The 25,385-nt window shown below is 44.1% G+C and carries 21 protein-coding genes and 1 tRNA gene; 7 read left to right on the top strand and 15 right to left on the bottom strand.

Translation table 11 applies throughout. The annotated features are described in order from the left end of the window. Positions 1–40: 40 nt before the first annotated feature. The gene (locus IQ457_RS05325; RefSeq protein ID WP_414706782.1) at positions 41–1,078 is read right to left on the bottom strand and encodes a rod shape-determining protein; all 1,038 of its coding nucleotides are present in this window, start codon (positions 1,076–1,078) and stop codon (positions 41–43) included. Positions 1,079–1,776: 698 nt separating this feature from the next. On the opposite strand from IQ457_RS05325, the gene gatC reads away from it, so the two are divergent. From gatC to IQ457_RS05305, 4 genes are all read left to right on the top strand, one after another. After that, on the top strand, positions 1,777–2,091 hold the full coding sequence (gatC, locus tag IQ457_RS05320; protein WP_200662384.1) for an Asp-tRNA(Asn)/Glu-tRNA(Gln) amidotransferase subunit GatC: 315 nt from the start codon (positions 1,777–1,779) through the stop codon (positions 2,089–2,091). Between the two features lie 68 nt (positions 2,092–2,159). After that, the gene (gene gatA / locus IQ457_RS05315; RefSeq protein ID WP_144297883.1) at positions 2,160–3,662 is read left to right on the top strand and encodes an Asp-tRNA(Asn)/Glu-tRNA(Gln) amidotransferase subunit GatA; all 1,503 of its coding nucleotides are present in this window, start codon (positions 2,160–2,162) and stop codon (positions 3,660–3,662) included. Continuing rightward, the gene (gene gatB, locus IQ457_RS05310) at positions 3,662–5,188 is read left to right on the top strand and encodes an Asp-tRNA(Asn)/Glu-tRNA(Gln) amidotransferase subunit GatB (RefSeq protein ID WP_200662383.1); all 1,527 of its coding nucleotides are present in this window, start codon (positions 3,662–3,664) and stop codon (positions 5,186–5,188) included. The genes gatA and gatB overlap by 1 nt, the downstream gene beginning before the upstream one ends. A gap of 114 nt (positions 5,189–5,302) precedes the next feature. Continuing rightward, positions 5,303–5,379: transfer RNA gene (locus IQ457_RS05305), tRNA-Pro, on the top strand. A 79-nt stretch (positions 5,380–5,458) separates the two neighbouring features. On the opposite strand, the gene IQ457_RS05300 is transcribed toward IQ457_RS05305, so the two are convergent. Next, positions 5,459–5,761 carry a monooxygenase gene (locus IQ457_RS05300; protein WP_200662382.1) on the bottom strand — a complete coding sequence of 101 codons (303 nt, stop codon included), beginning with the start codon at positions 5,759–5,761 and terminating at the stop codon, positions 5,459–5,461. Positions 5,762–5,903: 142 nt separating this feature from the next. On the opposite strand from IQ457_RS05300, the gene IQ457_RS05295 reads away from it, so the two are divergent. Beyond that, entirely contained in the window at positions 5,904–6,839 is a 936-nt protein-coding gene (locus tag IQ457_RS05295) for a DUF1853 family protein (RefSeq protein ID WP_200662381.1), read from the top strand. 67 nt (positions 6,840–6,906) lie between these two features. Here IQ457_RS05295 and IQ457_RS05290 read toward each other — a convergent pair whose 3' ends face one another. The 9 genes from IQ457_RS05290 to IQ457_RS05250 form a co-directional block, all read right to left on the bottom strand. Beyond that, positions 6,907–8,166: a hypothetical protein gene (locus tag IQ457_RS05290; RefSeq protein WP_200662380.1), complete on the bottom strand. Its 1,260-nt coding sequence runs from the start codon at positions 8,164–8,166 to the stop codon at positions 6,907–6,909. 115 nt (positions 8,167–8,281) lie between these two features. Further along, positions 8,282–9,736: a hypothetical protein gene (locus tag IQ457_RS05285; protein WP_200662379.1), complete on the bottom strand. Its 1,455-nt coding sequence runs from the start codon at positions 9,734–9,736 to the stop codon at positions 8,282–8,284. A gap of 245 nt (positions 9,737–9,981) precedes the next feature. After that, positions 9,982–10,512 carry a DUF2726 domain-containing protein gene (locus IQ457_RS05280; RefSeq protein ID WP_144296353.1) on the bottom strand — a complete coding sequence of 177 codons (531 nt, stop codon included), beginning with the start codon at positions 10,510–10,512 and terminating at the stop codon, positions 9,982–9,984. Positions 10,513–10,836: 324 nt separating this feature from the next. Next, complete coding sequence (locus tag IQ457_RS05275; RefSeq protein WP_191691551.1) at positions 10,837–12,024, bottom strand: SPOR domain-containing protein; 1,188 nt, start codon at positions 12,022–12,024, stop codon at positions 10,837–10,839. A gap of 275 nt (positions 12,025–12,299) precedes the next feature. Then, positions 12,300–13,667 carry a bifunctional tetrahydrofolate synthase/dihydrofolate synthase gene (gene folC, locus IQ457_RS05270; protein WP_200662378.1) on the bottom strand — a complete coding sequence of 456 codons (1,368 nt, stop codon included), beginning with the start codon at positions 13,665–13,667 and terminating at the stop codon, positions 12,300–12,302. A gap of 170 nt (positions 13,668–13,837) precedes the next feature. Continuing rightward, entirely contained in the window at positions 13,838–14,800 is a 963-nt protein-coding gene (gene accD / locus IQ457_RS05265) for an acetyl-CoA carboxylase, carboxyltransferase subunit beta (RefSeq protein ID WP_200662377.1), read from the bottom strand. A 287-nt stretch (positions 14,801–15,087) separates the two neighbouring features. Further along, on the bottom strand, positions 15,088–15,912 hold the full coding sequence (gene trpA / locus IQ457_RS05260) for a tryptophan synthase subunit alpha (protein ID WP_200662376.1): 825 nt from the start codon (positions 15,910–15,912) through the stop codon (positions 15,088–15,090). A 109-nt stretch (positions 15,913–16,021) separates the two neighbouring features. After that, positions 16,022–17,296, bottom strand: coding sequence for a tryptophan synthase subunit beta (trpB, locus tag IQ457_RS05255; protein WP_207161699.1), 1,275 nt, complete (start codon positions 17,294–17,296; stop codon positions 16,022–16,024). Between the two features lie 99 nt (positions 17,297–17,395). After that, positions 17,396–18,079, bottom strand: a complete 684-nt coding sequence (locus IQ457_RS05250; RefSeq protein WP_200662375.1) for a phosphoribosylanthranilate isomerase — start codon at positions 18,077–18,079, stop codon at positions 17,396–17,398. Between the two features lie 225 nt (positions 18,080–18,304). Here IQ457_RS05250 and IQ457_RS05245 point away from each other — a divergent pair, with 225 nt between their 5' ends. Further along, on the top strand, positions 18,305–19,972 hold the full coding sequence (locus IQ457_RS05245; protein ID WP_200662374.1) for a cryptochrome/photolyase family protein: 1,668 nt from the start codon (positions 18,305–18,307) through the stop codon (positions 19,970–19,972). 18 nt (positions 19,973–19,990) lie between these two features. Here the strand turns inward: IQ457_RS05245 and IQ457_RS05240 are convergent, their stop codons facing one another. Both IQ457_RS05240 and IQ457_RS05235 read right to left on the bottom strand, forming a co-directional pair. Next, positions 19,991–20,239: a hypothetical protein gene (locus IQ457_RS05240; protein ID WP_200662373.1), complete on the bottom strand. Its 249-nt coding sequence runs from the start codon at positions 20,237–20,239 to the stop codon at positions 19,991–19,993. Between the two features lie 163 nt (positions 20,240–20,402). Further along, positions 20,403–21,143 carry a DUF4230 domain-containing protein gene (locus tag IQ457_RS05235; protein WP_198328660.1) on the bottom strand — a complete coding sequence of 247 codons (741 nt, stop codon included), beginning with the start codon at positions 21,141–21,143 and terminating at the stop codon, positions 20,403–20,405. Positions 21,144–21,804: 661 nt separating this feature from the next. Here IQ457_RS05235 and IQ457_RS05230 point away from each other — a divergent pair. Beyond that, a complete protein-coding gene (locus IQ457_RS05230; protein WP_200662372.1) occupies positions 21,805–23,523 on the top strand; it encodes a proline--tRNA ligase in 1,719 nt (572 codons plus the stop codon). Positions 23,524–23,624: 101 nt separating this feature from the next. On the opposite strand, the gene queF is transcribed toward IQ457_RS05230, so the two are convergent. Both queF and IQ457_RS05220 read right to left on the bottom strand, forming a co-directional pair. Further along, positions 23,625–24,506, bottom strand: coding sequence for an NADPH-dependent 7-cyano-7-deazaguanine reductase QueF (queF, locus tag IQ457_RS05225; protein WP_200662371.1), 882 nt, complete (start codon positions 24,504–24,506; stop codon positions 23,625–23,627). A gap of 66 nt (positions 24,507–24,572) precedes the next feature. Continuing rightward, on the bottom strand, positions 24,573–25,346 hold the full coding sequence (locus tag IQ457_RS05220; protein WP_068408525.1) for an ABC transporter permease: 774 nt from the start codon (positions 25,344–25,346) through the stop codon (positions 24,573–24,575). Positions 25,347–25,385: the final 39 nt, after the last annotated feature.

Here is a 25,385-nt window from a genome sequence, read left to right as displayed (position 1 = left end):
TAGAATCAAACAATTTTTATAGCGCTTTAATATTCACAACTTAAACAAAAATCATATTTAGGCTTTTGTTGTTGATAAAATCAAGCGCAATACCGCCGCCACGGCTGACACAAGTTAATGGCTCTTCAGCGACCGTCACAGGCAGACCGGTTTCTTTAGAGATAAGCTTGTCTAAATCACGCAGCAATGCACCGCCGCCGGTTAAGACTATACCGCGCTCAGCGATGTCTGATGACAGCTCAGGTGGCGTCTGTTCAAGTGCTGCTTTTACTGCGCTGACGATACCGCTTAATGGGTCGCTGAGGGCCTTTTGTACTTCTTCTGAATTGACCGTAAAGGTCTTTGGTACGCCTTCTGCCATGCTCCGACCGCGAACTTCAACTTCTAATTGGCTGTCTTCATTTAATGCCGAACCCACCTCTTGCTTGATACGCTCAGCAGTGGTTTCACCAATCACGCAGCCATGCGTACGGCGCACATGAGTAATAATCGCTTCATCAAACATATCGCCGCCGATACGAATCGACTCGGCATAGACGCAGCCTGACAGCGCGATAACAGCAATCTCAGTGGTGCCGCCGCCGATATCAACGACCATTGAACCACTGGCTTCATGCACGGGCATGCCCGCACCGATTGCGGCAGCCATTGGCTCTTCTAGCAACAAGACTTTGCTCGCGCCAGCCGACGATACCGCTTCACGAATCGCTTTACGCTCAACCAACGTCGATTTGCAAGGCACACAAACCACCACGTTGGGCTGTGCCATAAAACGCTTGGCTTTTACTTTAGTGATAAAATGCTTGAGCATTTTTTGTGTCACTTCAAAGTCTGCAATCACGCCATCTTTTAACGGGCGAATAGCCGTGATGTTGGCAGGCGTACGCCCTAGCATCTGTTTGGCATCAATACCAACGGCGGCGACGGTAGGGTTTTGGGTACGATTACTACGTAGCGCGACCACTGTAGGCTCGTCGAGCACCACCCCTTTACCAGGAATAAAGATAAGGGTGTTCGCAGTACCGAGGTCGATTGCGATATTATTTGATAAAAATCCAAACGGGTTCATGGCTAATATATCCAGCGTATTACAAATGAGGCGAATGAGGCGAACGAAATTGACTGAGGGTTACTCGTCAGTGTTGAGCAGGTCGTCGTAAGACATGACCGATGGCGCGAGTTTATCATCGCAGCAAGTCAAACCGAAGCAATAATGATGAAATGAAAAAACTGAGCTAAATTATACCGATTTAGCTCAAAAAAAACACAGAAATTTGCATCAGTACGCTAGGATTTTGCCGTTAAACGCGAAAAGATGTTACAAAGTTTGAAATGACAGAGCAAACCTTGCCATTTAATGAAACATCATTTAATTCAAACACTAACAAGGCGCGATCACCAAGTATTATTGCTGCGGCGGGTTTTGCTAAGTCATTTAAGGGCACTTAAAGGCATTTACTTAGCATTTCGCTGAGCAGTGGCTGCATACTGTAACGTATTTGTGAGCGCAATGCTGAGCAATTGACAATCAATCCATAACTATTCGGTCAATTTTGTAACGCTCTTATTTGAGTAAAGTTAGTAAAGATACAGCAGCAATCGATGCCCCGCTCTGTAATCTTCGGTGAGATGCTTTATAATAAAGGCACTCTTTATAAAATACTCAGGTAGATCGTTTATTTGCGTGTATTTTAAACATTATTACTTTATTTAGTTATTAGTCATTACCTATTTTTATCCCTACTCTAATAAAAACCATCCTTCACTGGAGAAACTATGTCACAGCAAACCATCGCCGCTGAAAGCAATGTCAGCCGCCAAGAAATCTTAGAAGTTGCCCGCCTTGCACGCCTCGGTGTTGATGAAGACACCGCCAGCAGCTACGCCGACGATATCAGCGACGTATTAAAATTGATGCAAACGCTTGGCAGTGTCGACACTACTGGTATCAAACCTTTATCAAACATTCATGAAGTTTGCCAAGATCTGCGCGCCGATGTCGCCAAACACGATATCAATCGCGAGCGCAATCAATCGGTCGCGCCTGCTGTTGAAGCGGGTTTATACCTTGTGCCGCAAGTGATTGAATAATTGCCCCAATAATTTTTACTGTATTCCACTTTATTTAATGTTATTCACATTTTGACGGACGACACCTTATGTCTGAACTTCACCTTTTAAGTACCCAGCAGCTGATTACGGGCCTGCAAGACAAACAATTTAGCAGCGCAGAATTAACTGAGCACTATATCAAGCGTATCGACGCGCTCGACAGTAAGATTAACAGCTTTATCACCCACACCTCCGAAACCGCGCGCGCGCAAGCACAAGCCGCTGATGAGATGCGTGCCCAAGGTGACAAGCGTCCCCTGCTTGGTGTGCCGATGGCGCATAAAGATATCTTTTGTACCCAAGGTGTTTTAACGACTTGTGGCTCAAAAATGCTGCATAACTTTGTGTCACCTTATGATGCCACTGTCGTCACCAATATCAATAAAGCCGGCATGATTAGCCTTGGTAAGCTCAATATGGATGAGTTTGCGATGGGCTCGGATAATGAGAGCTCGCATTATGGCGCGGTACACAATCCTTGGAATCTTGAGCGCGTCCCAGGTGGCTCATCAGGTGGTAGTGCCGCTGCCGTTGCCGCAGGGTTTGTTCCGGTTGCTACTGCCAGCGATACTGGTGGTTCTATCCGTCAGCCTGCTTCATTTTGTGGTTTAACCGGTATCAAACCAACTTATGGTCGTATCTCGCGCTTTGGTATGATTGCTTATGCGTCAAGCCTTGACCAAGCGGGTAGCATGGGCCGCAGTGCTATGGACTGTGCGTATCTGCTACAACCGATGATTGGTCACGACCCACGCGATGCCACTTCTATCAAGCATGATATGCCAGATTACGTGCAAGACTTAAATGATGCCGTCACAACTGCTGGCGACAACGCCAAGCCATTAGAAGGCTTACGTATTGGCGTGGCAAAAGAGTACTTTACCAAAGGCTTAGATGCTGAGGTTGAGCAAGCGGTACGTGCAGCGCTAAAACAATACGAAGCGCTTGGTGCGACGATTGTAGAAGTCAACATCACTGACCCTGAAATTACCCTTGCGACTTATTATATGCTCGCCCCTGCTGAAGCGTCTTCGAACTTATCGCGTTTCGATGGCGTGCGTTTTGGCTATCGCTGTGACAACCCAACCGACCTGCTCGATTTATATACGCGCTCACGCTCAGAAGGCTTTGGCCCTGAAGTACAACGTCGTATTTTGACCGGTACTTATGCGCTATCCGCGGGTTACTTTGACGCCTATTACACTAAGGCTCAAAAAGTACGCCGACTCATCGTACAAGACTTTGAAGACGCTTTTAACAATTGTGATGTCATCGCCAGTCCAACCGCGCCGACCGCAGCTTATAAACTTGCTGAAGACCTTGATCCTGCAACCATGTATTTGGGGGACGTATATACCATTGGTGTTAACTTAGCGGGTTTACCTGCGCTTAGTCAGCCGGTTGGGTTAACCACAAACGGTTTGCCTATTGGTTTGCAATTGATTGGTCAATATTGGCAAGAAAGCAAACTGCTCTCTACCGCCCATCTATTCCAGCAGCATACCGACCACCATTTACAACACTCTACCATCGCGAAGGAGACGGTATAATGAACACAGCAACTACTACTGATAATGCCGCTCAGCAAGAAATTGTCCGCAAAGAGCTGTTCGTCGATGGCTATGAAGTGGTCATCGGGATTGAGATTCATTGCCAGCTCAATACTGAAAGTAAAATATTCTCCAGCGCGCCGACTGACTTTGGTCACGAACCAAATACCCAAGCCAGTATCGTTGATTTAGGCTTGCCTGGTGTTTTACCTGTATTGAATACGGGCGTGGTCGATCGTGCCTTAAAGTTTGGTATCGGTGTCAATGCTGAATTAGGTCTATTTAACACTTTTGACCGCAAAAACTACTTCTATCCTGACTTGCCAAAAGGCTATCAAATCACCCAAATGGCCAACCCTATCGTTGGCAAAGGTTATATTGACGTGGTGGTCAATGAAGGCGAGAAAAACGAATACCCTAAACGTATGGGTATCACCCGCGCGCACCTAGAAGAAGATGCGGGTAAATCCGTGCATGATGCCGTCGATGGTATGACAGGCGTTGACCTTAACCGCGCAGGTACGCCACTTATCGAAATCGTCTCTGAGCCTGATATGCGCTCTGCTGCCGAAGCGATTGCTTATATCAAAGCCATTCACCAGCTGGTCACATGGCTTGGTATCTCAGATGCGATTATGGCAGAAGGCTCATTCCGCTGCGACTGTAACGTCTCTGTGCGTAAGCCGGGCGCAGATTTGGGGACACGTACGGAGTTGAAAAACCTCAACTCATTCCGCTTTATCGAACGCGCCATCAATCGTGAAATCGAGCGTCAAATCGACATCATCGAGGACGGCGGTAAAGTTATCCAAGCGACGATGCTATACGATCCTGAGCGCGATGAAACCCGCACCATGCGTACCAAAGAAGACGCCAACGACTATCGTTATTTTCCTGACCCTGACTTATTGCCAGTGCGTATCGAGCAGCATACGGTCGATACCATCAAGGCTGCGATGCCTGAACTACCTGTTGCTCGCCGTGCACGCTTTGAAGAAGCGCTTGGACTATCAGAATATGACGCTCGCATCTTGACCGGTAGCCGTACGCTCGCCGATTATTTTGAAAATGTCGTCGCTGAGGTCGGACAACAAGACGCCAAAATGGCGGCTAACTGGGTCATGGGTGATCTACTCGGTGCCCTTAACAAAGATGATAAAGACATCGCCGACTCGCCTATCAGCGCCAAGCAATTGGCTGGCATGCTGGCACGTATCAAAGATGACACTTTATCGGGTAAATTGGCGAAGAAAGTCTTTAGTGCGCTTTATGAACGCGAAGGCGGCGATGCTAATGACGCTGCTGATAAAATCATCGAAGAAAAAGGGCTTAAGCAAGAAACCGATACGGGCGCGATTAAAGCCATCGTTGAAGACGTTATTGCCAAAAACCAAGCGATGGTCGAAGAGTATCGCGGCGGTAAAGAAAAAGCCTTTAACGGTCTGGTTGGGCAAGTGATGAAAGCCAGCCGCGGCAGTGCCAACCCGCAACAAGTAAACCAAATCCTAAAAGAATTACTAGGTTAAGGTTGAATAACTATGTATGCAACTGACTGTGATAAGTAAAATGCCATTGTAGATTTTGACTAAAATAAATAGCCCTTGCAATATGCATAATTTTGCGTAAAATAGTCAGTCATTCGGGGCGTAGCGCAGTCTGGTAGCGCACTACACTGGGGGTGTAGTGGTCGCAGGTTCAAATCCTGCCGTTCCGACCAAACATAGTAGTTGAACAAAAAAGCCGACCATTGATATCAATGGTTGGCTTTTTTTATGCTCATTATTCTTCATGAAGTATTACAAAGATGCTTTAGTAATCGCACTTAGCGCTTCATTGATGATAAATACTTTAGATTTGATGTCTTTAAAACCAAATGAAGTCAATCTTTGGGTATGCTTTTCTAAATATCTGTTGGCATCGTCCAAATTATCGAACACATAAATACCGCCTGCTTCTTGCGTTGCTTCGTTTTCTGTCCATAGCTTATAGACCAAACCGTTTTCGGTTGCAATATCTTCAGCCAGCTCTTTCATGGCATCAAAAAACGCACTACCAAAAGGACCGTTATAAGGAAAGTCGATTTGCAAAAGGTACTTCATAATTTAGTCCTCTGTATTACTGAAAGGTTGGCAATCATATATTCTGCCAGATGACTACAATCTTAACATATTACGATTCGCTATAGACTTTTAGTAAGCAAGTCGCTAGGGTAAATACTTTATATTTACTCTGGTTTGTCCTATGTCTGAGCTTACGCCGCGCCTTGATAGCTATGCACCTTGGGAAGCTTATCGGCGACCTTTTGTGCGTGATTTGGCGTATGTACTCGCCTGCCCTAACGTCTTGACGACGTGGTTGGATTTCGCACCGCATCAAACTACCCACAAAGTTGCAATACATAGCGCAGACTTTTGGCAACAGCAGTTTGAAGCTTATAAGCCGCGTTTAAAAGAGTTGGATACTACCAATGACTATCAGGCATTAACCCGCTATTTATTAAAACGTCCTAGCCCCAATCGCTTGGGTTTTCACTTTGAGGGTTTACTGTCATTTTGGCTAGAAGATGGCTTTGCACGCAAATTACATCGGTACGAGACGCTTGCCAATAACGTGCAGTTATACAATGGCAAGCAGACAACAGGCGAGCTGGATTTGATTTTGTATAATCATGAAGACAATCTGGTTGAGCATTGGGAGCTGGCGATTAAGTTTTTTATGGGTTCAGCACCGTTTGCGCCGATAAATTGGGTCGGTATCAATTCTAACGACAATTTACAGCGCAAAATGACCCACATGCAAACCAAACAGTTTCGTACGGTGTGGGTCGAGACTAAAAGTCATGGCCAAGTGAAGATTGATAAGCGTTATGGTGTTATTAAAGGACGCTTCTTTTTGCCAATGAACATCGCTAATTTCGTCTACCCTCATTGGCTAACACCTAGCTTTCCGATGCACGAATGGTGCGATAAAGCTGATAATGCCACGCTTGCAACGATTGATGTAACTGCATTACGCGCCGCTCATTATATTGAATGGTTTAGCAAGCGCGACTTTTATGACAATCGTCAGTTAGCCTTTATGTATTCTGAAAACGGTATTTTAAGAACAGGATTGTATTTTGAAGGTGACAGGCCGATGGTGATTTATCCTAAGCAAGTTAATGAGAAAAATAATTGATTTTAAACCAATTCTAATTAAGCAGTCGTATTTCTCGATAACTATTTGTATTAATTTAATTAAGCTTTTACCAAGCATAACGTCCATATAAGCTAATCTCACTACGCTTGGCTTTTTCTGCATCAATATCATCTGTTAGCACTTTTATACCGCCATACTTACTATCTAACGCTATACCTAACGCTTTAGTCTGTGGCTCGATCAATCCTGTGATGGTCATTGGATAATTATTGCCGGTCAGCTGATAATCTGCCGATAGTTGATACAAGTCTTGGATATCATTTATTTGCCCATGAACGCCAAGTTGCCACTGACGATTTAATTGATGTCTCAGACTACCTTCCACCTGCCATGGTAGTGTTTGCGTGACATCTTTAGTATCGAGCTGACCTTCAATCGTATATAAAGGTCGACCATTGACATCATAATTTAAGCCATAGCGTGTTCTTGGCATATCCTTCCAGTGCATACGCCCAAGTATATCGTAGCCACTGATTACGACTTGTGTTTTATCAGATAGTTTTCCTGCCAGTTGTAAATCTAAGGAATAGCCATAACCAGAAGGCTTAGCAGGATTCCAGTTTAGATTCTCTTCACCGAGCGCAGGCTTATCATAGTAGTAATCCACATAGGCATCCGCTTTATCAACGCTATCTCTTATGTTGCTAATCTCACTATCAGGCAATACTCGTGTCGTTAAGTTACCTGAAACCTTACCTTCAAGCGCGTGTAATCCTTGCCAAATATTGGCACGAGTTATTAACTGCCAATTAGGACTTAGTGGCTGGGTAAAACCGATATTAGCGCCAAACCTTTCATTATGTTTAGCATCCAAAAATAATGGATATGACTGACTGGTGCTCGATGGCTGTTTGTTTTCATATTGCCAATATACTTCTGCTGTCTCTTCGCTAAACGTCATTAAGTAATCATAACGCCAGCCTAAACCATAGCTCATTACGCTACCAGCAGGGCGTACCTTTAAATCTGTACGCCCTTGTAAATACGCATGCTCACCTGAGTATAATGGCGCATCCCAATCACCAATGAAAGCAGCAATAGGTTGTGCTGGGCTGTGGGCGGTTGCCATTACTGTCCAATCCACCTGAGACTTTTCGTTTACATTCTGATTATTCAATAAATCTGTAGTTGGATTAGATGCCGAGTAGAGATTAGAGGATAAGTTAGAATTTTCACTCTGAGCTAAAGTAGACGTTGAAGCCATGATAGCGATTGTTGTTGGAACAATAAATGACAGCTTATGTTTGGCGAAAAATGGTAAGTCTTGTTGTGAAAAGGTATAGATAGCTCGGCTAAAGAATGACATAAATTTCTCACGTTTATTAGAGTGCATAAAAAAGAGACAGTACTAGCCGTCTCTTTTTTGTTATTGCTCGAATAATATTAAAAATGATTGAGCACTGCCATTAGACTTATATTGGTTATAGAACGATTAAACTGTTATCTTTAAATTTAGCCGTGATTTTGCCATCATTATCCATTAAATCACCATAGTCACTACCGTCAACCATAATGTCACCTAGCTTACCCATTTTATCTTTAACAAAATCACCATTGGCATCAACCTTTAATTCAATCGATGCTTTATTTTGCTTAACGGTAAATTGCGTGCTAACCACATCGTAATTATTGTCTAAATTAGACTTACCTGTGACAAATAACTCTTTACCTTCTACGCTAGCCTTTAATCCTTTAAGGTCAATGACGTTACGAGCAGTACGTTCAAGATTGGCTTGGAAATTAAGCGGAATCGTTGTTGACCCTTCTTTAGTCACATTGCCTTTAATGTTCAATACTATTGTCATGCCAACATATTTATTGGCTTTCTCTTCAAGATTACCAGCATCAGTGACGGTCAAAAAGTTTTTAATGTCAGCATCGTTAGCAGTCGCATTGAGTGTGATTGCTACATTCGTGTTAGGTTTCTGCTTAGTCATTTGACCTGTTATAGCAAGTTTATAAGGAATCGTTCTAACCACTAGACTACTATCTGCTAACTTCTTACTAATATCTAAGGCAGCAAACTCTAAGTCTTTTGCTTCAATCACACTATCATTAGCAGTTAGCTTTAAGTTGCCTAATTTTACGATAGCCTTTTCTAAAGTAATACCTTCTCTGTTGATGTCATTGAGATCAAATTCGTCATCAACCACAACTTTATCACTGAACTGACCGCTGACGGTAAAGCCTTTATTAGAGCTCAGCGTCACGATATCAGCGCCAGAACCAATTTTTATACTCTTGAATCCAATGCCACCATTAAAGCTGGCACTATTATTATTAGAAACTAAGGCATTTTCGAAACCATCAAACGCAGTTGTAAAGGTGTCTCGATTAATAATTTCTTCATATCTATCCGTCGTTGGATTATATGCATAATCGTATTCCTCAACGTTTACCTTAGTAGTGCCCGAAAGCTTAAATTGTCCATCAGCATTCAGATTGGCAACAAAACTATTTTCTGGCGTCAATGCTACGTTACCTAATGTATCATTGAACTCTTCATCATCGGCCAAAGCTATAATGTCAGCTGCCTTTAATTGTGATAGACCATTTTTCTGCATGTAATAATAAAGGGAATTTGGTACCTCAAATGTATAGCTAAGTCGTGACGCTTGTTTTTCTGTCAGGATATCACTTACGCCCTTATAAGCTTCTGTAACCGCTTTATTGTCACTGACAAACAGTTTAGCCGTGCGAATCATTTCTTTTGCTTGATCAAGCTCAGACAAACTATCATCGACAGGTGGTTTTGTAGGAACGTTAGGAGTACTAGGGCCATTGCCATTATATTCACTGTTGTCGCTGTCACTACCACAACCTGCCAAGGCTAAAGTACTGGCAAGTGCTAATGCGGTTAGTTTAAAAGCCTTCATTATGTAATCCTTAATTCAAAATATATTCCGAAAAATAGTGATAGAAACAATCCTAGTATTTAAGTCATAAATACCTACTTAAAAACTAAATTGCCTGTTTATAAAAAACTTAAGTTTACTCCTTAATAGAAGGAATAAGCTATTTATTTTTGGAATTTATCTATAAGGTAAAGAAATATATAAATAATATTACATAATTATTATTAAGTATTCAAACGACGTGGCCTATAACAAAGTACCCCTAATTAATAACTCTCAATTACCTGCATCAGCTCATATCTGAGCATATCGGCACTCGGCATGCGTTCGGCATGAAAGCGCACGATAGCAATACCGGCACTGGCAAGCGCTTTATCCTTTTTATCATCCGCCTTTTGCCGCGCTTTACTATTATGCGTCCAATCATCAAGCTCGATGGCCAGCAAGGTAGTCTGCGCATCGATATCCACGATGACATAGTCGACGCTTTGGCGACAAATGCGATTGAACCAAAAGCTACGCTCCGAGGTTTCGTCACTGTTTGCTTCAATGATACGAGACAGCTGAACTTGGACAAAGATATGATATTCGGGCAAGGCATTTTTTAACTTTTTAAAGAAGATAACTTCCGTATCAGTCATAATAGGCATGGGCGCAAATGGCCAAATAGCCAGCTCATCACCGCGCACAGGTGGTGGCTCAGGCTCAGTGGCCTGCTTATCAGAAAACAGTTTTGGCAGGGTGATCAGCCCGACAAATCCAACTGCCAATATTAAAAATATAACGCCAAATGACATGGTTTTACCTTATACATAATGAAAGCCATCAGCTACGTAGAGGATGTCATTAAATAAAATGACGAAACATAGCTAACCGCGGCAGGGCAGCCTTTATAGGCTGACAGGTTATACAGTACAGAAAAGAAAAGGAAGAAACAGAAAATAGCGGCGCACATCGTAACCAAGCTGGCCCCAATCGGCAAACGATAAAACGAAAAACACGACAATAGATGTCGTGTTAAAAAATTTAGTGAGAATGATAAAAGTGAAAACGGGCGTAGTTAAAATTGTGCGGTTTATTTAGCGCTAATGGCTATCAGATTGCAGCAATTTAAATTTATTTTAGCGCCAGTATAAAACCCAAGCACTTGTCGTATTAACTTTCGGGTCGCTATTAATCTTATCTTTTAGCGCCAAAGCGGCCACTTTACCGCGTTCAGGACCGACGATGACGCGCACACCACGACTGGTAGGACTGGTTTTGACTTGATAGCCTGCTGATTGGAATTTTTTTGCCAACTCATCCGCTTTGGCTTGGTCATTCGCCAGTGCCACTTGTACACCAAAACTGCCTTTAGCATCGGTTTCTTTCACTTCTTTACGCGCTTCGTTCAGTTTCTGCTGCGCTTCACGCTTGGCATCGGCCGATTTCTTGGCTAACGCTTCTTCTTTTTGACGCTTTTCTTCACGCGCTTTTTCAGCCGCTGCTGCTTCACGTGCTAAGCGATCAACCTGCTGACGCGATGGGATGGTGATATTCTGACCCAGTTGTAGCGAGGTCGACGGTGAAAGGTTATTCGCTTGTGCCAAGACTTCTACGGGCATATTGTGTTGCCGTGCCAGTTTAATCAGCCCATCACCCTTTTTGACCTGATAATCCGTAGGCGATTTTGGCACCTCATTTTTAGCGATTTCTGCAGCTTTTTGTTTTTTCTCAGCTTCAGCCTGTTTTTTAGCCTCTGCCTGCTTTTTTGCTTCCGCTTCCTTTTTACTCTCTGCTAGCTTTTTAGCTGCTGCTTGTTCTTTCAGCTTGGCTTCTTGTTGCGCTTGAGCCACTTTTTGCTGCTCACGGGCGCTATTATCACTCTCAGTTGCCGTGGCAGTATTATCGCTATCTGTACTAGATTTGGTCGCGGTCGCCGTGTCTTGTTCAGCGTCTTTACTCTCCTCGGCTTCTTTATCTTTAGCAGGTGCGGTGCTTGCCAAATATTGCTGACTTTCAGCGCGCGCTTTGGCCAATGCTTGCGCTTCAGCCGCCTCTTGCTCGCTTAAGAATTGCTGCGCACGTCTTTCTTGCTCTGCAACGCGGGCGGCACGCTCTTTTTGTTTTTGTGCCAAGATGCGCTTTTCAGTCTCGATATCAGTCGTCAAAGGTTGTGGAGATTCTTGCGCCGGGCTTTGTTTTTCTATCATCGCTGACGCAGGTTTTGTTTTATTGCTATCGCCAATTTGTTGCACCATGGCGTACAGCATCACGCTACCGCCAATAATCATCCCAATGCCCAATAAGGCTTGTCTCGAAAAGTTCATCCGTTTACGTCTCTTAGTTGGTAATAAGGTTGATTGAGCGGCGCAACTATCGTTCCAAGCTATGTTTATATAGCTTTAATAAACAATTTTGAAACTTAATATCGCCGCCAGTTACGTCCAGCCATTTTTAAATGCTGAGTCAAGCTGTACATAGCCATTTTAATTTGTACATAACATTGTATTGCAGTATGTTAAAGCAGTTTGATTATAAAGCATATTTTTTATACTGTCTGCTATCATGCTTCTGCCAAGACTAACATTAAATCATTATGATTTTAATTTAAATTATCAGCAGCAAGCGCCGCTAGCGCCTCGCCAATTGTATGGAACGAGCCACATACCACGATTAAGTCTTGCGCTTGGCTGCCCTTTATAACAGCAGCGGTGGCTTCTGATAAACGTTTAAACGCATGTATTTGTGCCTTATCAACATAGCTTGCTAAAATACTTTGCAGCTGCGATGAGCTTGCTGCACGTGGATAATCAATCTCAGCGATAAACCAATCGCTAATCGGCAAGCCCGCTTCAGTCAAACGCTGCACGACTTTCTTGATATCCTTATCGCCCAACATAGAAAATAGCATTTTAATGCTGGCAGGCCTGCTACTTAAGTGTTCGCAACTATTTTGTTTAGCCAAATGCTGCTGCCAAAGCGGTAATAATTGCGCCAATAAAAACTCAACGCCTTGCTCGTTATGCGCCACATCAAATAGCCAATGGCGATTATGGGTCTCACTATAATCAAAACGACCGGCGAGCTTGACCGTCTGCAATGCCTTTTCAATAGCACTTTTATCAATATTTAATGGGCTTGCCAGCACCGCTGATAAAGCATTGGAAGTATTAGTCAAGGATAGCGCGGGGCGCGGTAGTTGCATAGTGACAGCAGCATTACTATATTGCCAAACGTCGGTATCTACTTCACGATAATTAAAGTCTTGTCCAGCTTGATAACAAGTTGCCTGATGCGTGGCAATCGCTTGCTGTACACTCGCTGGCATCGTCTTATCGCCATAAACTAGGGTAATACCATCGCGTAGGATTCCTGCTTTTTCACGGCCGATATCTTCGACATTATCGCCTAGCCAATCGACATGATCGATAGCGATATTGGTAATCACCGCCATATCAGGATCAATGATATTAACCACATCTAAGCGACCGCCGAGCCCCACTTCTAACACCCAAACATCACAATCTGCTTCGGCAAAGATTAATAATGCTGCCAATGTTGTCATCTCAAAAAATGACAAGGTTAAAGCGCACTGTAACCTTGCCGCCTCTACCTTGCTAAAGGCATCAATCAAGGTCTCATCACTGACCATCTCGCCATTGATGCGCACGCGCTCGTTAAACACACTCAGATGCGGTGATTGGTACAGCGCGGTTTTATAACCTGCCGCTTGGCATATCTGCGCGATGACCGCAGTTGTTGAGCCTTTACCATTGGTGCCCGCTACGGTAAACACATAAGCATCGTCTTTGGCTGACTGTACCACGCCTAACGTCTCAGCAACCGGCAATACGCGTGACAAGCCCATATCTATCGCCGAGACATGAATTTGCTGCATATAATCAAGCCATTCGGTCAAACTCGAGTGCTCATTAGGAATATTAGAATTAGAAACGGTAGAGTCAGACATGGGCGGAACCTATATGAAATTTTTCGGGAAAATAGAGAATGAGAAAATGCTTAATTAGGAAATAGAGACAGTATATAACTACCTAGCCAAAAAGCAAAAATAGCATTTACCGTGATTGACGATAAATGCTATTAAGTAATAACGAGCTCAATTACCTGTTTGCTAAGCTGCTAAGCATCAACATTAGGCACGCGGCATAGTTTTGCCAGCAGACGGTAAATGGTATCAATGAGCTGATGACGGTGCACCACTTCATCAACCACGCCATGCTCTAACAAGAACTCGGCACGCTGGAACGGCTCTTCTAGCGTCTCGCGCACGGTCTGCTCAATCACGCGCTTACCTGCAAAGCCAATCATGGCTTTTGGTTCTGCCAAATGAATATCGCCAAGCATAGCAAGCGATGCCGTCACCCCGCCATAAACAGGGTTGGTCAATACTACGATATATGGCACACCAGCTAAGCGCAAACGCTCAATCGCCGCCGCCGTACGAGCCATTTGCATCAAGGATAGCAGACCCTCTTGCATACGCGCGCCGCCAGAAGCCGCAAAGCAGACTAAGGGTACTTTATCTTTAAGGGCTTTTTCAGCGGCTTCTACAAAACGGTCACCAACCACCGAGCCCATAGAGCCACCCATAAAACGGAAGTCAAAGGCACACGTCACGATATCAAGATTGCGCAATTTACCATACATCACAATCAGTGCTTCAGACTCGCCGGTTTTGTCTTGTGCTTCGCTCATGCGCTGCGGATACGGCTTACTATCCACAAAGCTCAATGGGTCTTTGGCAGTGAATTGCTGTCCTAGCTCACCCTCTACTTGGTCGAGTAGCCAGTTTAAGCGTTCACGAGCACTCATCGGTAAATGATGGTCACAATGCGGGCAGACATAACAATTAAAAATCAGCGCCGTATTGGTAATCATCGAATGACAGCTGCTACACTTGGTTGACGGTTCAGTTTCGACAGCCGTCAAAGGTGCGGTCAGTTGCTGTTTAATGCCCGGTATCGGGCGCTCAAACCATGATTGCCCAGCGGAACTGCCATTTTTTTCAGTCGTGCTTGTTTCAGTATTATTTGCAGTGGTCATATCAGGTTTTGTTATCGTATCAGTCATAATGTTCGCCATTATCAAAGGCTTATCGACAAGTTGGCCAAGTTGGTTTAATTGGCTTAGTCTCTTGTCCCTAAGAAGTCCGTTTATAAGAATCAATTTAAAAGTCACATATCGTTATAACATCAGCAGTTATAAAGAGCGCTTATACGCAACTGTAACAATTTATATGTGATGTTAGTTTACACACGTAAACTAACTTTAGCAAAGTCATTTGCCTATGTCTTTATAAACATTGTTATAAAAATTGCGCTGACCTTCTAAGCCTTTCAAATTTAGATACCAATAAACTCGATATAATATTAGGCGGTCAAACTATCAAGTGCGCCGCGTAACTCGTCCATTTTTGCCATAATTTTTTGCTGAGCAGCTGCGACCGCAGTCGCATCTTTAGCATCGATATCAGCAAAGTTTTGCACCAGCGCACTACCGACGATAATACCATCGGCGTGCTGACCGATCGCTTTGGCAGAGGCCGCATCACGAATACCAAAGCCCACACATACTGGCAAATCGGTCTCGGCTTTAATCGCTTGCACTTGGGTAGCCACATCATCGGTATCGAGCGTCGCCGAACCGGTCACGCCTTTTAATGACACATAGTAAATATAACCACCGCAATGGGTCAGAACTTGCTCGCGGCGCTCAGGTAAAGTGGTTGGTGACAATAGGAAAATCTCATTCATCGCATGCTCAGTCAAATGCTGCGTAAAGCTACCCGCCTCGGCTGGTGGCAAATCAACCATCAAAATACCATCGACACCTGATTGCTCGCATAAAGCGACAAAATTGTCATAACCAATGATTTCCACGGGATTCAGATAACCCATTAAGATAATCGGCGTTTGCGTATCTTGTTTGCGGAATTCTGCCACCATGTTTAGCGCATCACGCGTACTAGTACCGGCTGCTAACGCGCGCTCGCCAGCTGATGCAACAGTTGGGCCATCGGCCATTGGATCAGAAAACGGCAAGCCTACTTCAATCATATCTGCGCCATGCTTAACCAAGTCATGTAGTAAGCCAACAAAGTTATCAGGCGTTGGATCACCTGCCATCACATAAGGAATCAGGGCTTTTTTATTTTGGGCTTTTAAGGTTTCAAAGGTGCTTTCAATTCGGGTCATAGTGTTCTCTACAATTAATTCAAACTGGCTATATTGGCTCTATATATATTAAAAAGAGCCAATCAATTTATTTTATAAAGGCGGATTTATAGCGTCATAAAATACGTGGCTACAGCTCAATCCCTTCTGCCTTCATTACTGAATGCAAATCCTTATCGCCGCGACCTGACATATTAACGATAATACTTTGCTCAGGCGTCATGGTTTTAGCCAGCTTCAGCGCGTAGGCGACCGCATGAGCGGATTCAAGCGCAGGGATAATCCCTTCTTTACGTGTCACTTCATGAAAGCCCTCTAGCGACTCTTTATCAGTACAGCCAACATATTCAACACGCTTCATGTCTTTTAAGAAGCTGTGCTCAGGGCCAACGCCCGGATAATCAAGACCCGCTGAGATAGAATGCGTCTCTTGGATTTGGCCTTCATCGTCCGCCATCAAATACGTACGATTACCATGCAGTACACCAATGCGACCAGCGGCCAATGGCGCTGAATGGCGACCTGATTCAATACCGTCGCCCGTTGCTTCGACGCCATACATTTTGACCTCAGTATCGTTTAAGAAATCAAAAAACAGACCAATCGCATTTGAGCCACCACCAACACAGGCAACCAACGCATCAGGCAATTTACCGGTTTTTTCTAAATGTTGAATACGCGCTTCTTTACCGATAATCGCTTGGAAATCACGTACCAGTAGTGGATAAGGGTGCGGCCCTGCAACGGTGCCAATAATATAATAAGTCGTATCGACATTGGTCACCCAATCGCGCATGGCCTCGTTCATGGCGTCTTTCAGCGTCCGCGACCCTGAAGTCACTGGCACCACCGTCGCACCGAGCAAACGCATACGGTAGACATTCATCTTTTGGCGCTCGACATCATCGGCACCCATATAAACGATACACTCTAACCCTAGGCGCGCAGCAATCGTTGCCGTCGCAACGCCATGCTGTCCCGCCCCAGTTTCGGCGATGATACGTTTTTTACCACACATCTTGGCAAGTAGCGCCTGCCCGATGGTGTTATTCACCTTATGCGCGCCCGTATGATTTAAGTCTTCACGCTTAAAGTAAATTTGCGCGCCACCAATCTCATTACTCAAGCGCTTGGCATGATAAAGCGGGGTTGGACGACCGACATAATTAACCAAATCGTTATGATACTCTTCCCAAAACGCCGGATCGGCTTTTACTTTGGTATATAAGGTTTCAAGCTCTTCAAGCGCTGCCATCAGGGTTTCAGACACAAAACGACCGCCATGCACACCGAAATGTCCGCGCGCATCAGGATATTGGTTAAAGTCTTGTACGTTTTCTGGATTGGTAAAGGTATTGATAGCTTTAGCAGTAGCAGATACATCTTTGTTTGCGACATGACTCATGATAATTCCTACTATAATAAGTGGTATTTTTTAGAATAAATAAAGGGAAGGGTTTTAGGTAATGAGCTATTTAACAAATAGAAATCCACCGTTAAAAAGCTAATTACTGTTATTCGAAGGTTCGCTCGGCGTCTCGTTTTGCCATCGGTCGCGTTTAACTGCTTTCATAAAGGCACGCATTTTGGCAGCGTCTTTTTTACCTTTGCCCGACTCAATACCGCCACTGACATCGACGGCATAAATCGGCAGCTCTAAAGTAGCAGCGACATTGTCGGCATCAAGCCCGCCCGCTAAAATAATAGGCAGCGAGCTGTCTTGCGGTAGCAAACTCCAGTCAAAACGTGCACCTGTGCCGCCATATTTATGAGGATGGTAAGCATCGAGCAAAATACTGTTCGCGCCAGCAGCAGCAAACTCATCAATTTGAGCGCTTACGCCAGCAGTGGTGTGCTGCTCGGTATTAATACGTAAGGCTTTTATCCAGCGTTTATTGACCGCGCTTGCCAGCTGCTGACACTGTTCGGGCGTTTCATCACCGTGAAATTGAATGATATCAAAAGGGACATGGTTTGCCAGTTCAATAAGTTCTGCTCGCGGCATATTGACCACCAAGGCCACGACACTTATAAAAGCGGGCAAAGAAGCACTTAGCAATTGCGCCTGCTCAATAGTAACAGCGCGCGGACTTGGTGGATAAAACACCAAGCCGACGGCATCGACACCCAACTGAGCAGCCATTTTAATATCACTAGGCTGGGTAAAACCACAAAACTTCACCTGCATAATGTGACCTTAGATATAACATAAAATAGACATGACACTAAATATAACGTTGATAGATTGGCTCGAATACATAGATGACGATAAATATTGATTGCCAACGCTAAAAAGCAAATATGATGATTTGTTAATTGAATGGCAAATCCATTGCATCCAAAAACTTATCCTAGCATACTTTTATTCACAGTTTTGTTTATGATTGCGATTGATTGATATAGGAAAGGTAGAATGTCTAAAACGGTGGCGGCAATGTCTCAGCACATTGCTAGCAATAATACGACGAGTGCAAACCCTGCACATTATTTAATGTGGTTTCGTCGTGACCTGCGAGTTCATGACAATACGGCATTGGCAGCGCTTTGTGAACGTGCAAATGCGGATAATGCGCGAGTCAGCGCTATTTTTTTTATGACGCCTGAACAATGGCATGCACATGATATGTCACTCACCCAGCTCGATCATATCGCCCGCACCTTGCCACTCTTAGCAACCTCTTTGCAAAAACACTTAAATATCAACTTAACCGTCCAGCTCTGTGCCAGCTTTTCTGACTGTGTTGAGACGCTAAGCACCTTGTGTGAGGTCAATGATATCAGCCTTGTCATGGCAAATCATGAGTACGAAGGTAATGAGATTGACCGCGACCAAGAACTAACCAAACAACTTGCCAAATCAGATATCGAATTTATCCGCTGGCACGACCAGTGCATCTTGCCACCAAAAACCATTACCACCAGTGACGATAGCATGTATCAGGTCTTTACCCCATTTTATAACAAATGGCGGCATACCTTGGACGTTAGCAATTTACAAATGCACCATGCCATGGCGGTAAACTATCAGTCAAAAATCAGCCAGTCAAAAACTACCCTAAAAACTGCAAAAGACAGCGCCAATACTGTTAAAGACATAGAACAACTCAGTAAAAAAGCCGTCGAAGATTATCAAAAACGGTTAGAGACTGCCCTAGCGTATCAGCACATTGATTTTGGCGCTCAGCTTGAGCACGCTAGAACGGCTTATCCAGCGGGTGAAGTGGTTGCGTGCCAACGTTTAGAGGATTTCATCGCTGACGACATTGATAACTATGACATCAGCCGCGATGTGCCAAATTTGCAAGCGACCAGCCAACTCTCAGCCTATCTCACTATTGGCGCAATAAGCCCAAGACTTTGTTATCTGCAAGCCACAAAAGCCTTAGAGAGATTACAGGGTAATGATAACGACAATTTCGATAGCTTTGATAAGCCCGATAAGTCCGATAACAATGACATTAACCGCTGGATAAGTGAGCTGGCGTGGCGTGACTTTTATCGTCATGTTTTAGATGATAAGCCCGAGCTTATTCGCCATAAAGCTTATAAAGAAGAGACAGATAATAAAATTCATTGGTCATATAATCAGGATGATTTTAAGGCATGGTGCACAGGCATGACAGGCGTGCCATTGGTCGATGCGGCCATGCGCTGTCTCAATGCGACCGGATTTATGCACAATCGCTTGCGGATGGTGACGGCGATGTTTTTGACCAAGGACTTACTGATTGACTGGCGCTTAGGTGAGCGCTATTTTATGAAGCAGCTAATAGACGGTGATTTTGCGTCCAATAATGGCGGCTGGCAATGGAGCGCGTCGACAGGCACAGACTCCGCACCTTACTTCCGTATTATGAACCCTTTTAGCCAAGCTAAGAGTCATGATGCTGATGCATTATTTATTAAGACTTGGCTGCCAGAATTAAAAGACGTGCCAAGCAGTATTTTGCATAGTGAAGATAAAATGCGTAAAGCGCTCACAAAGGGCGGTCAGTTTGCTGATACTGCTTATCCTGTGCCGATGGTTGAGCATAAGGCAGCACGACAACTGGCGATTGCTGAATTTAAAAAACAACGCTGACATTTTTAGTAAAAAGCGCTAGTTTTCTACTTGAGCTACCTCTTGTGGCACACTGCCAGTTTGCACCAAACTGCTTTGTGCTGCACTATCGATATCGATAGTTGGCTTTACTATTCGTGTCTGAATGGTATAAATAGCATACGCAAGACAAGTAAAGCTTATGATGAGCAGCACCCACGTCGCAAAAGGTAGCGATTCTTTTGCTTTAGGCTGCTTGATTAATTCGCGTTTCTCATGAACGGAGGGCTGATTATTGGAAGTTGTCATATACGCCACCTCTTATATCATATAAGCTTATTTCAACGACAGTATTTATAAGGCTGTCGTTAATGATAAATAAGTCCTGCTATATAATATAGTAACCCTATTACCAATAAATTCAAGCAACATCTGTTAAGTGGCGTAGTGGTTCGTTAAACCATTTTAAGTATTAAGCCGTTGGCATTTGACACGCGCCTGCGCCCTGCGTGGTTACCGTTACCACAGCACCGGTCAATGAAAACAACTGCTGCAATTGGGTTTGCGCATTTTCTAATGCCAGATTCATCACATCACCGCGGCAAGCACGCTCAAGCACTTCTTTTTTCGCCATACTTTGCGCTTGTTGCAAGATCTTTGGATCGACCTGCATCATACCAAAAGCGCCCGTTTGCCAATCATAGATTTCGATATCGTCTAAATAAACAGAAAATATTTCTGACGGCGGCAAGGTGATATTGATTTGCGGCATCATTGAGACAGGCGTATTAGCATCAGCTTCCTGCAGCTGTTCAACATCAATCTCTGGCTGCACCACCTGTACCATCTCTGGCGTTAACGCACTCAAATCAATCCCTGCTTCTACGCGCCCGCGTGCAATAAACAAACCCTTTTGCTCATCTTGCCACAGCTTCATCCAACTGCCTGGTTTTTGGCTAGTGATAACGGTATCGACACTAAACGCCACCGTCTCCAAACGATTTAATTTTTGAATTTGCATCACCACCCCTTCACGGGTAATGGTTTCTATCGGTTCTTCTTTGCTGAGGTTTTGCGCGCTGTATATCGCAAAAGCGAGCGCGGCAAGACCGATAAGCAATACCAGCCACGATAGCATGGAGATGGGTTTTTTCGCTTGCGGGTGCTTGTCATTATTATTAGCCGCGGGAGAGTGATTATCAGGGTTGACCATGTAAACTACCTCAAGGTTTTATATTAATTCTTATCAGCATAAAATTGCTAAATACCAAACCTTTAATGCTAGTTGTTTATAATCATTTCAAGCAGTTACTACCATTCTTCTACATAATTAATGAGCTTGATGCCACTTTAAAAACTAGCTTTTGCTTCACTATTTATCCCTTTATTCTTTTATGTCCAAAATCTATAAATCGTGCTGCTTTATCAGCTAGCCAGATTTTTATCTTTGAGTCTCAAAAACTGGCAGATTTTGAGTTAAAAAATCAGCTTGTTTTTAGCATTATTATTGAGTTTAGCCACTGTTTAAGCTGAAACAACAAAAAGTCATTGCGTCTTAGGCGAACTTTACCTAACATAGTCAGATTGTATAAGCAAAATGTTGGCATGTACCCATTTTTCTGGCTTTTTTACCAAAAATATGACGCTGTCGATATGGATGTATTCATACAAAAATAAAAGTTTCACCCTTTTTGTAAGGCGTTTTATAAACGCACTTTCTAATAACGTGCTGCTTGTTGCAGTACTTTTTAGCTAGGCAGGTCCTAGACTATTACCAAGTGATAAAAGGTAAGCTTGCGTCGGTCATCAAAGCACACGCTAAATATCCTCCTATTTCTTATTTATTTTATCGTTGATAAGGTTCCGCTTTATTTATGAAAGCCAGTCAATTTTTGTTTGCCACGCTAAAAGAAACGCCCAGCGACGCTGATATCGCCTCAAGCCAACTCATGGTAAGAGCAGGTCTTATTCGTAAAATCGCTTCTGGATTGTATATCTGGCTGCCGATGGGTTTGCGCGTGTTGCAAAAAGTCGAACGCATCGTTCGCGAAGAGATGCAAAACGTCGGCGCTCAAGAGGTGCTGATGCCAATGACCCAGCCTGCCGAGCTTTGGCAAACGACCGGGCGTTTTAATGACTATGGTCCTGAGCTGTTACGCTTTAAAGACCGTCATGACCGCGATTTTGTCTTGGGTCCGACACACGAAGAAGTCATCACCAACCTTGCTCAAGGTGAGCTACGCAGTTATAAGCAGTTGCCGATTACCTTTTTCCAAATCCAAGGTAAGTTCCGTGATGAGATTCGTCCGCGTTTCGGTGTGATGCGTGCGCGTGAATTTACCATGAAAGACGCTTACTCGTTCCACGCTGACCAAGCATCTTTAGCAAAGACTTACCATGAGATGTACGACGCTTATACGCGCATCTTTACCCGTTTGGGTTTAGATTTCCGTGCCGTGCAAGCGGATACCGGTTCTATCGGCGGTTTTGCGTCGCATGAGTTTCATGTGTTGGCAGACAGCGGTGAAGATGATATCGCTTTCTCTGACATTTCTGATTATGCAGCCAACGTTGAGCTTGCCGAATCGGTCAGCACCGCTGAGCGTCAGCCACCAAAAATGGCGCGAGAAGATGTTTTAACGGAAGACATGACCAGCTGTAAAATGGTTGCTGAGCATCTAGGCGTACCCTTAGAAACCACGGTAAAAACCTTAATCGTCCACGGTCATACAGAGGACGGTGAGGCGCAATTAATCGCGATTGTCTTACGCGGTGACCATCAGCTAAATACCATTAAAGCTGAAAAAATCGAAGAAGCCAATGTACCGCTAACGATGGCCTCCGATGAAGAGCTTAAAGCCGCTGGTTTGCATAAAGGTTATATCGGCGTTGATTTGGATATGCCCGTATTTGTCGATCGCTCGGCAGCGTCTTTGTCAGATTTTGTCTCGGGCGCCAATGAAGTTAATAAACATACCATCGGTATGAACTGGGCGCGTGACGCCAGTATTACCCGCGTCGTTGATGTGCGCAATGTACAAGAAGGCGATCCTTCTCCTGACGGTAAAGGCAGCCTAAAAATCAAACGCGGTATCGAAGTCGGTCATATCTTCCAGTTGGGTGATAAATACTCGCAAGCGATGAATGCGACTGTCTCTGGCGAAGATGGCAAGCCTGTGACCATGATGATGGGTTGCTACGGTATTGGCGTTAGTCGTATCATCGCAGCTGCTATCGAGCAGAACAACGATGAAAACGGCATTATGTGGCCACAAACGCCAAGCATTGAAGATTCAATTGCGCCGTTTGAAGTCGCTATCATACCGATGAAGTCAAAAGAAGACACCGTCATGCAGACGGCGACCGCGCTGTATGAAGAGCTAAAAGCTCAAGGGGTTAACGTCCTACTTGATGACCGTAATGAGCGCCCGGGCGTGAAGTTTGCTGACCTTGAACTGATTGGTATTCCGCATCGTATCGTGGTTTCAGACCGTAACTTGGCTGAAGGCAAATACGAATACGTCAATCGCCGCGAAACAGAAAAGCAAATGCTGAGCCGCGAAGAAGTGATGGCAAAAGTAAGCGGCAAATAGTTTTTACTAAAACTTGCTCAATAAAAAAGCGCCTATCTGAATCAGATAGGCGCTTTTTTTAAACCAAACGCTGCAAAATCAATTTAAATAAGACTATTACCTTACTGGCGAATCAAGCGACTTGGCTGCGGTAATAACTTTATATCACTGACGCGGCAAGGATTGATATCGATACCGCCGCGACGTGTATACCACGCGCGCACCATCAGCTCGCTTGGCTCATAATGTTTGCTTAAATCAGCAAATATTTGCTCGACACACTGCTCATGAAAGCCATTATGCTGACGGAAACTTAAAATATAACGTAACATACTTGCTTCATCAAATGCTTTATCACTGGTAATTGAAACCGCTAACGTCCCCCAATCTGGCTGATTGGTCACCGGACAATTACTCCGCAGCAAGTTAGAATAAAAGCTAAGCATTTTACCAGCTTCTTTTTCAGAACCTACTGAACCACTTGCTAATAATGACGCGTCAGGATGTTCCGTTAGCGCGACTTTCTCGCTGCTATTGGCAAGTGCCTCATCAATACAAACGCCTTCAGGTTGAGCAATCAACAAGTCTGAGACGTCATTATGTAAACCATCTTCCAAGTCATCATTTAGGCCAAATAACTCAACAGTTACCTTTGCCTGAACGCATGACGATAAATCTTTAGCAATCAGCGCTTGTACTTCATCCCAACTAGCGAACTCGGTAAAGTTAATACTATTTAAATATAGTTTTAATGACTTTGATTCGACGATAAATGGCGAGCTTGCCGGGATACCCAAGCGCGCAATAGCCACTTGCGAAACACCTTGTGCATTTAACCAAGACAGCTCAAAGGCGTGCCACCAATCGACGCCCACTGCTAGATTATCATCTTGCCAGCCAATCACATCGCGCCCTAGATTGCGCGCTATTGGATAGAGTGTCTCGGGACTATACTCAGTCGGATAATCAGTGGTTTGTTCGCCCAAAATACCGTGAATACTCATGGCTACTTCCTAATAGTAAAACTGATGATATTTAAAATGTTAGAGATTATAAATACTCACAGCAATTTATAAACGAATACGCGAACCATCACTTAATAGTCGATAAGAGATGATATAAAAAATGACGCAAAAAGCAAAGATAGCCGCCATCGAATACCACACATTGACATCAGAATAGCCAAGGATACCGTAGCGGAAAGAGTTCACCATATAAACGATTGGGTTTAACAGCGAAATATTTTGCCAAAATGGTGATAAATTTTCCATCGAATAAAACACTCCGCCAAGATAGGTCAGCGGCGTCAAGACAAAGCTTGGAATAATAGAAATATCATCAAATGAGCGCGCAAATACGGCGTTGATAAAGCCGCCAAGCGAGAATAAAACCGAGGTGCCAATCACCGTAAATAGGGTGATAAATAAGTGCTCAATACCCAGCTTGGTAAAAAATAACGCCACAATAAAGACGATGACCCCAACCGCCAGTCCGCGGAAAATACCGCCACTGATATAACCTGTCAAAATAGCGTGCTTAGAGATTGGCGATACCAACAGCTCCTCAATGCTTGAGTGAAACTTGGCACTAAAAAAGCTCGAGACCACGTTCGAGTAACTATTAGTGATAATTGCCATCATAATCAAACCGGGCACGATAAACTGCATATATGGCACACCGCCCATCTCGCCCACGCGCGAACCGATCATTTTACCAAAGATGACAAAATACAGGCTCATCGTAATAACTGGCGGCAATAATGTCTGCGGCCAAATGCGTAATATGCGGCGAATCTCTTTAATCAGCAGGGTGCGAAAAGCAATCCAGCGTTGTGCGAAGTTCATGCGTTATCTCTCCTAAGCAGTCTACAGGCTAATATCAAA

The organism is Psychrobacter sp. M9-54-1, from assembly GCF_016613355.1.
Taxonomy (GTDB): Bacteria; Pseudomonadota; Gammaproteobacteria; order Pseudomonadales; family Moraxellaceae; genus Psychrobacter; species Psychrobacter faecalis.
This window is presented reverse-complemented; position numbering and strand designations above follow the sequence as displayed.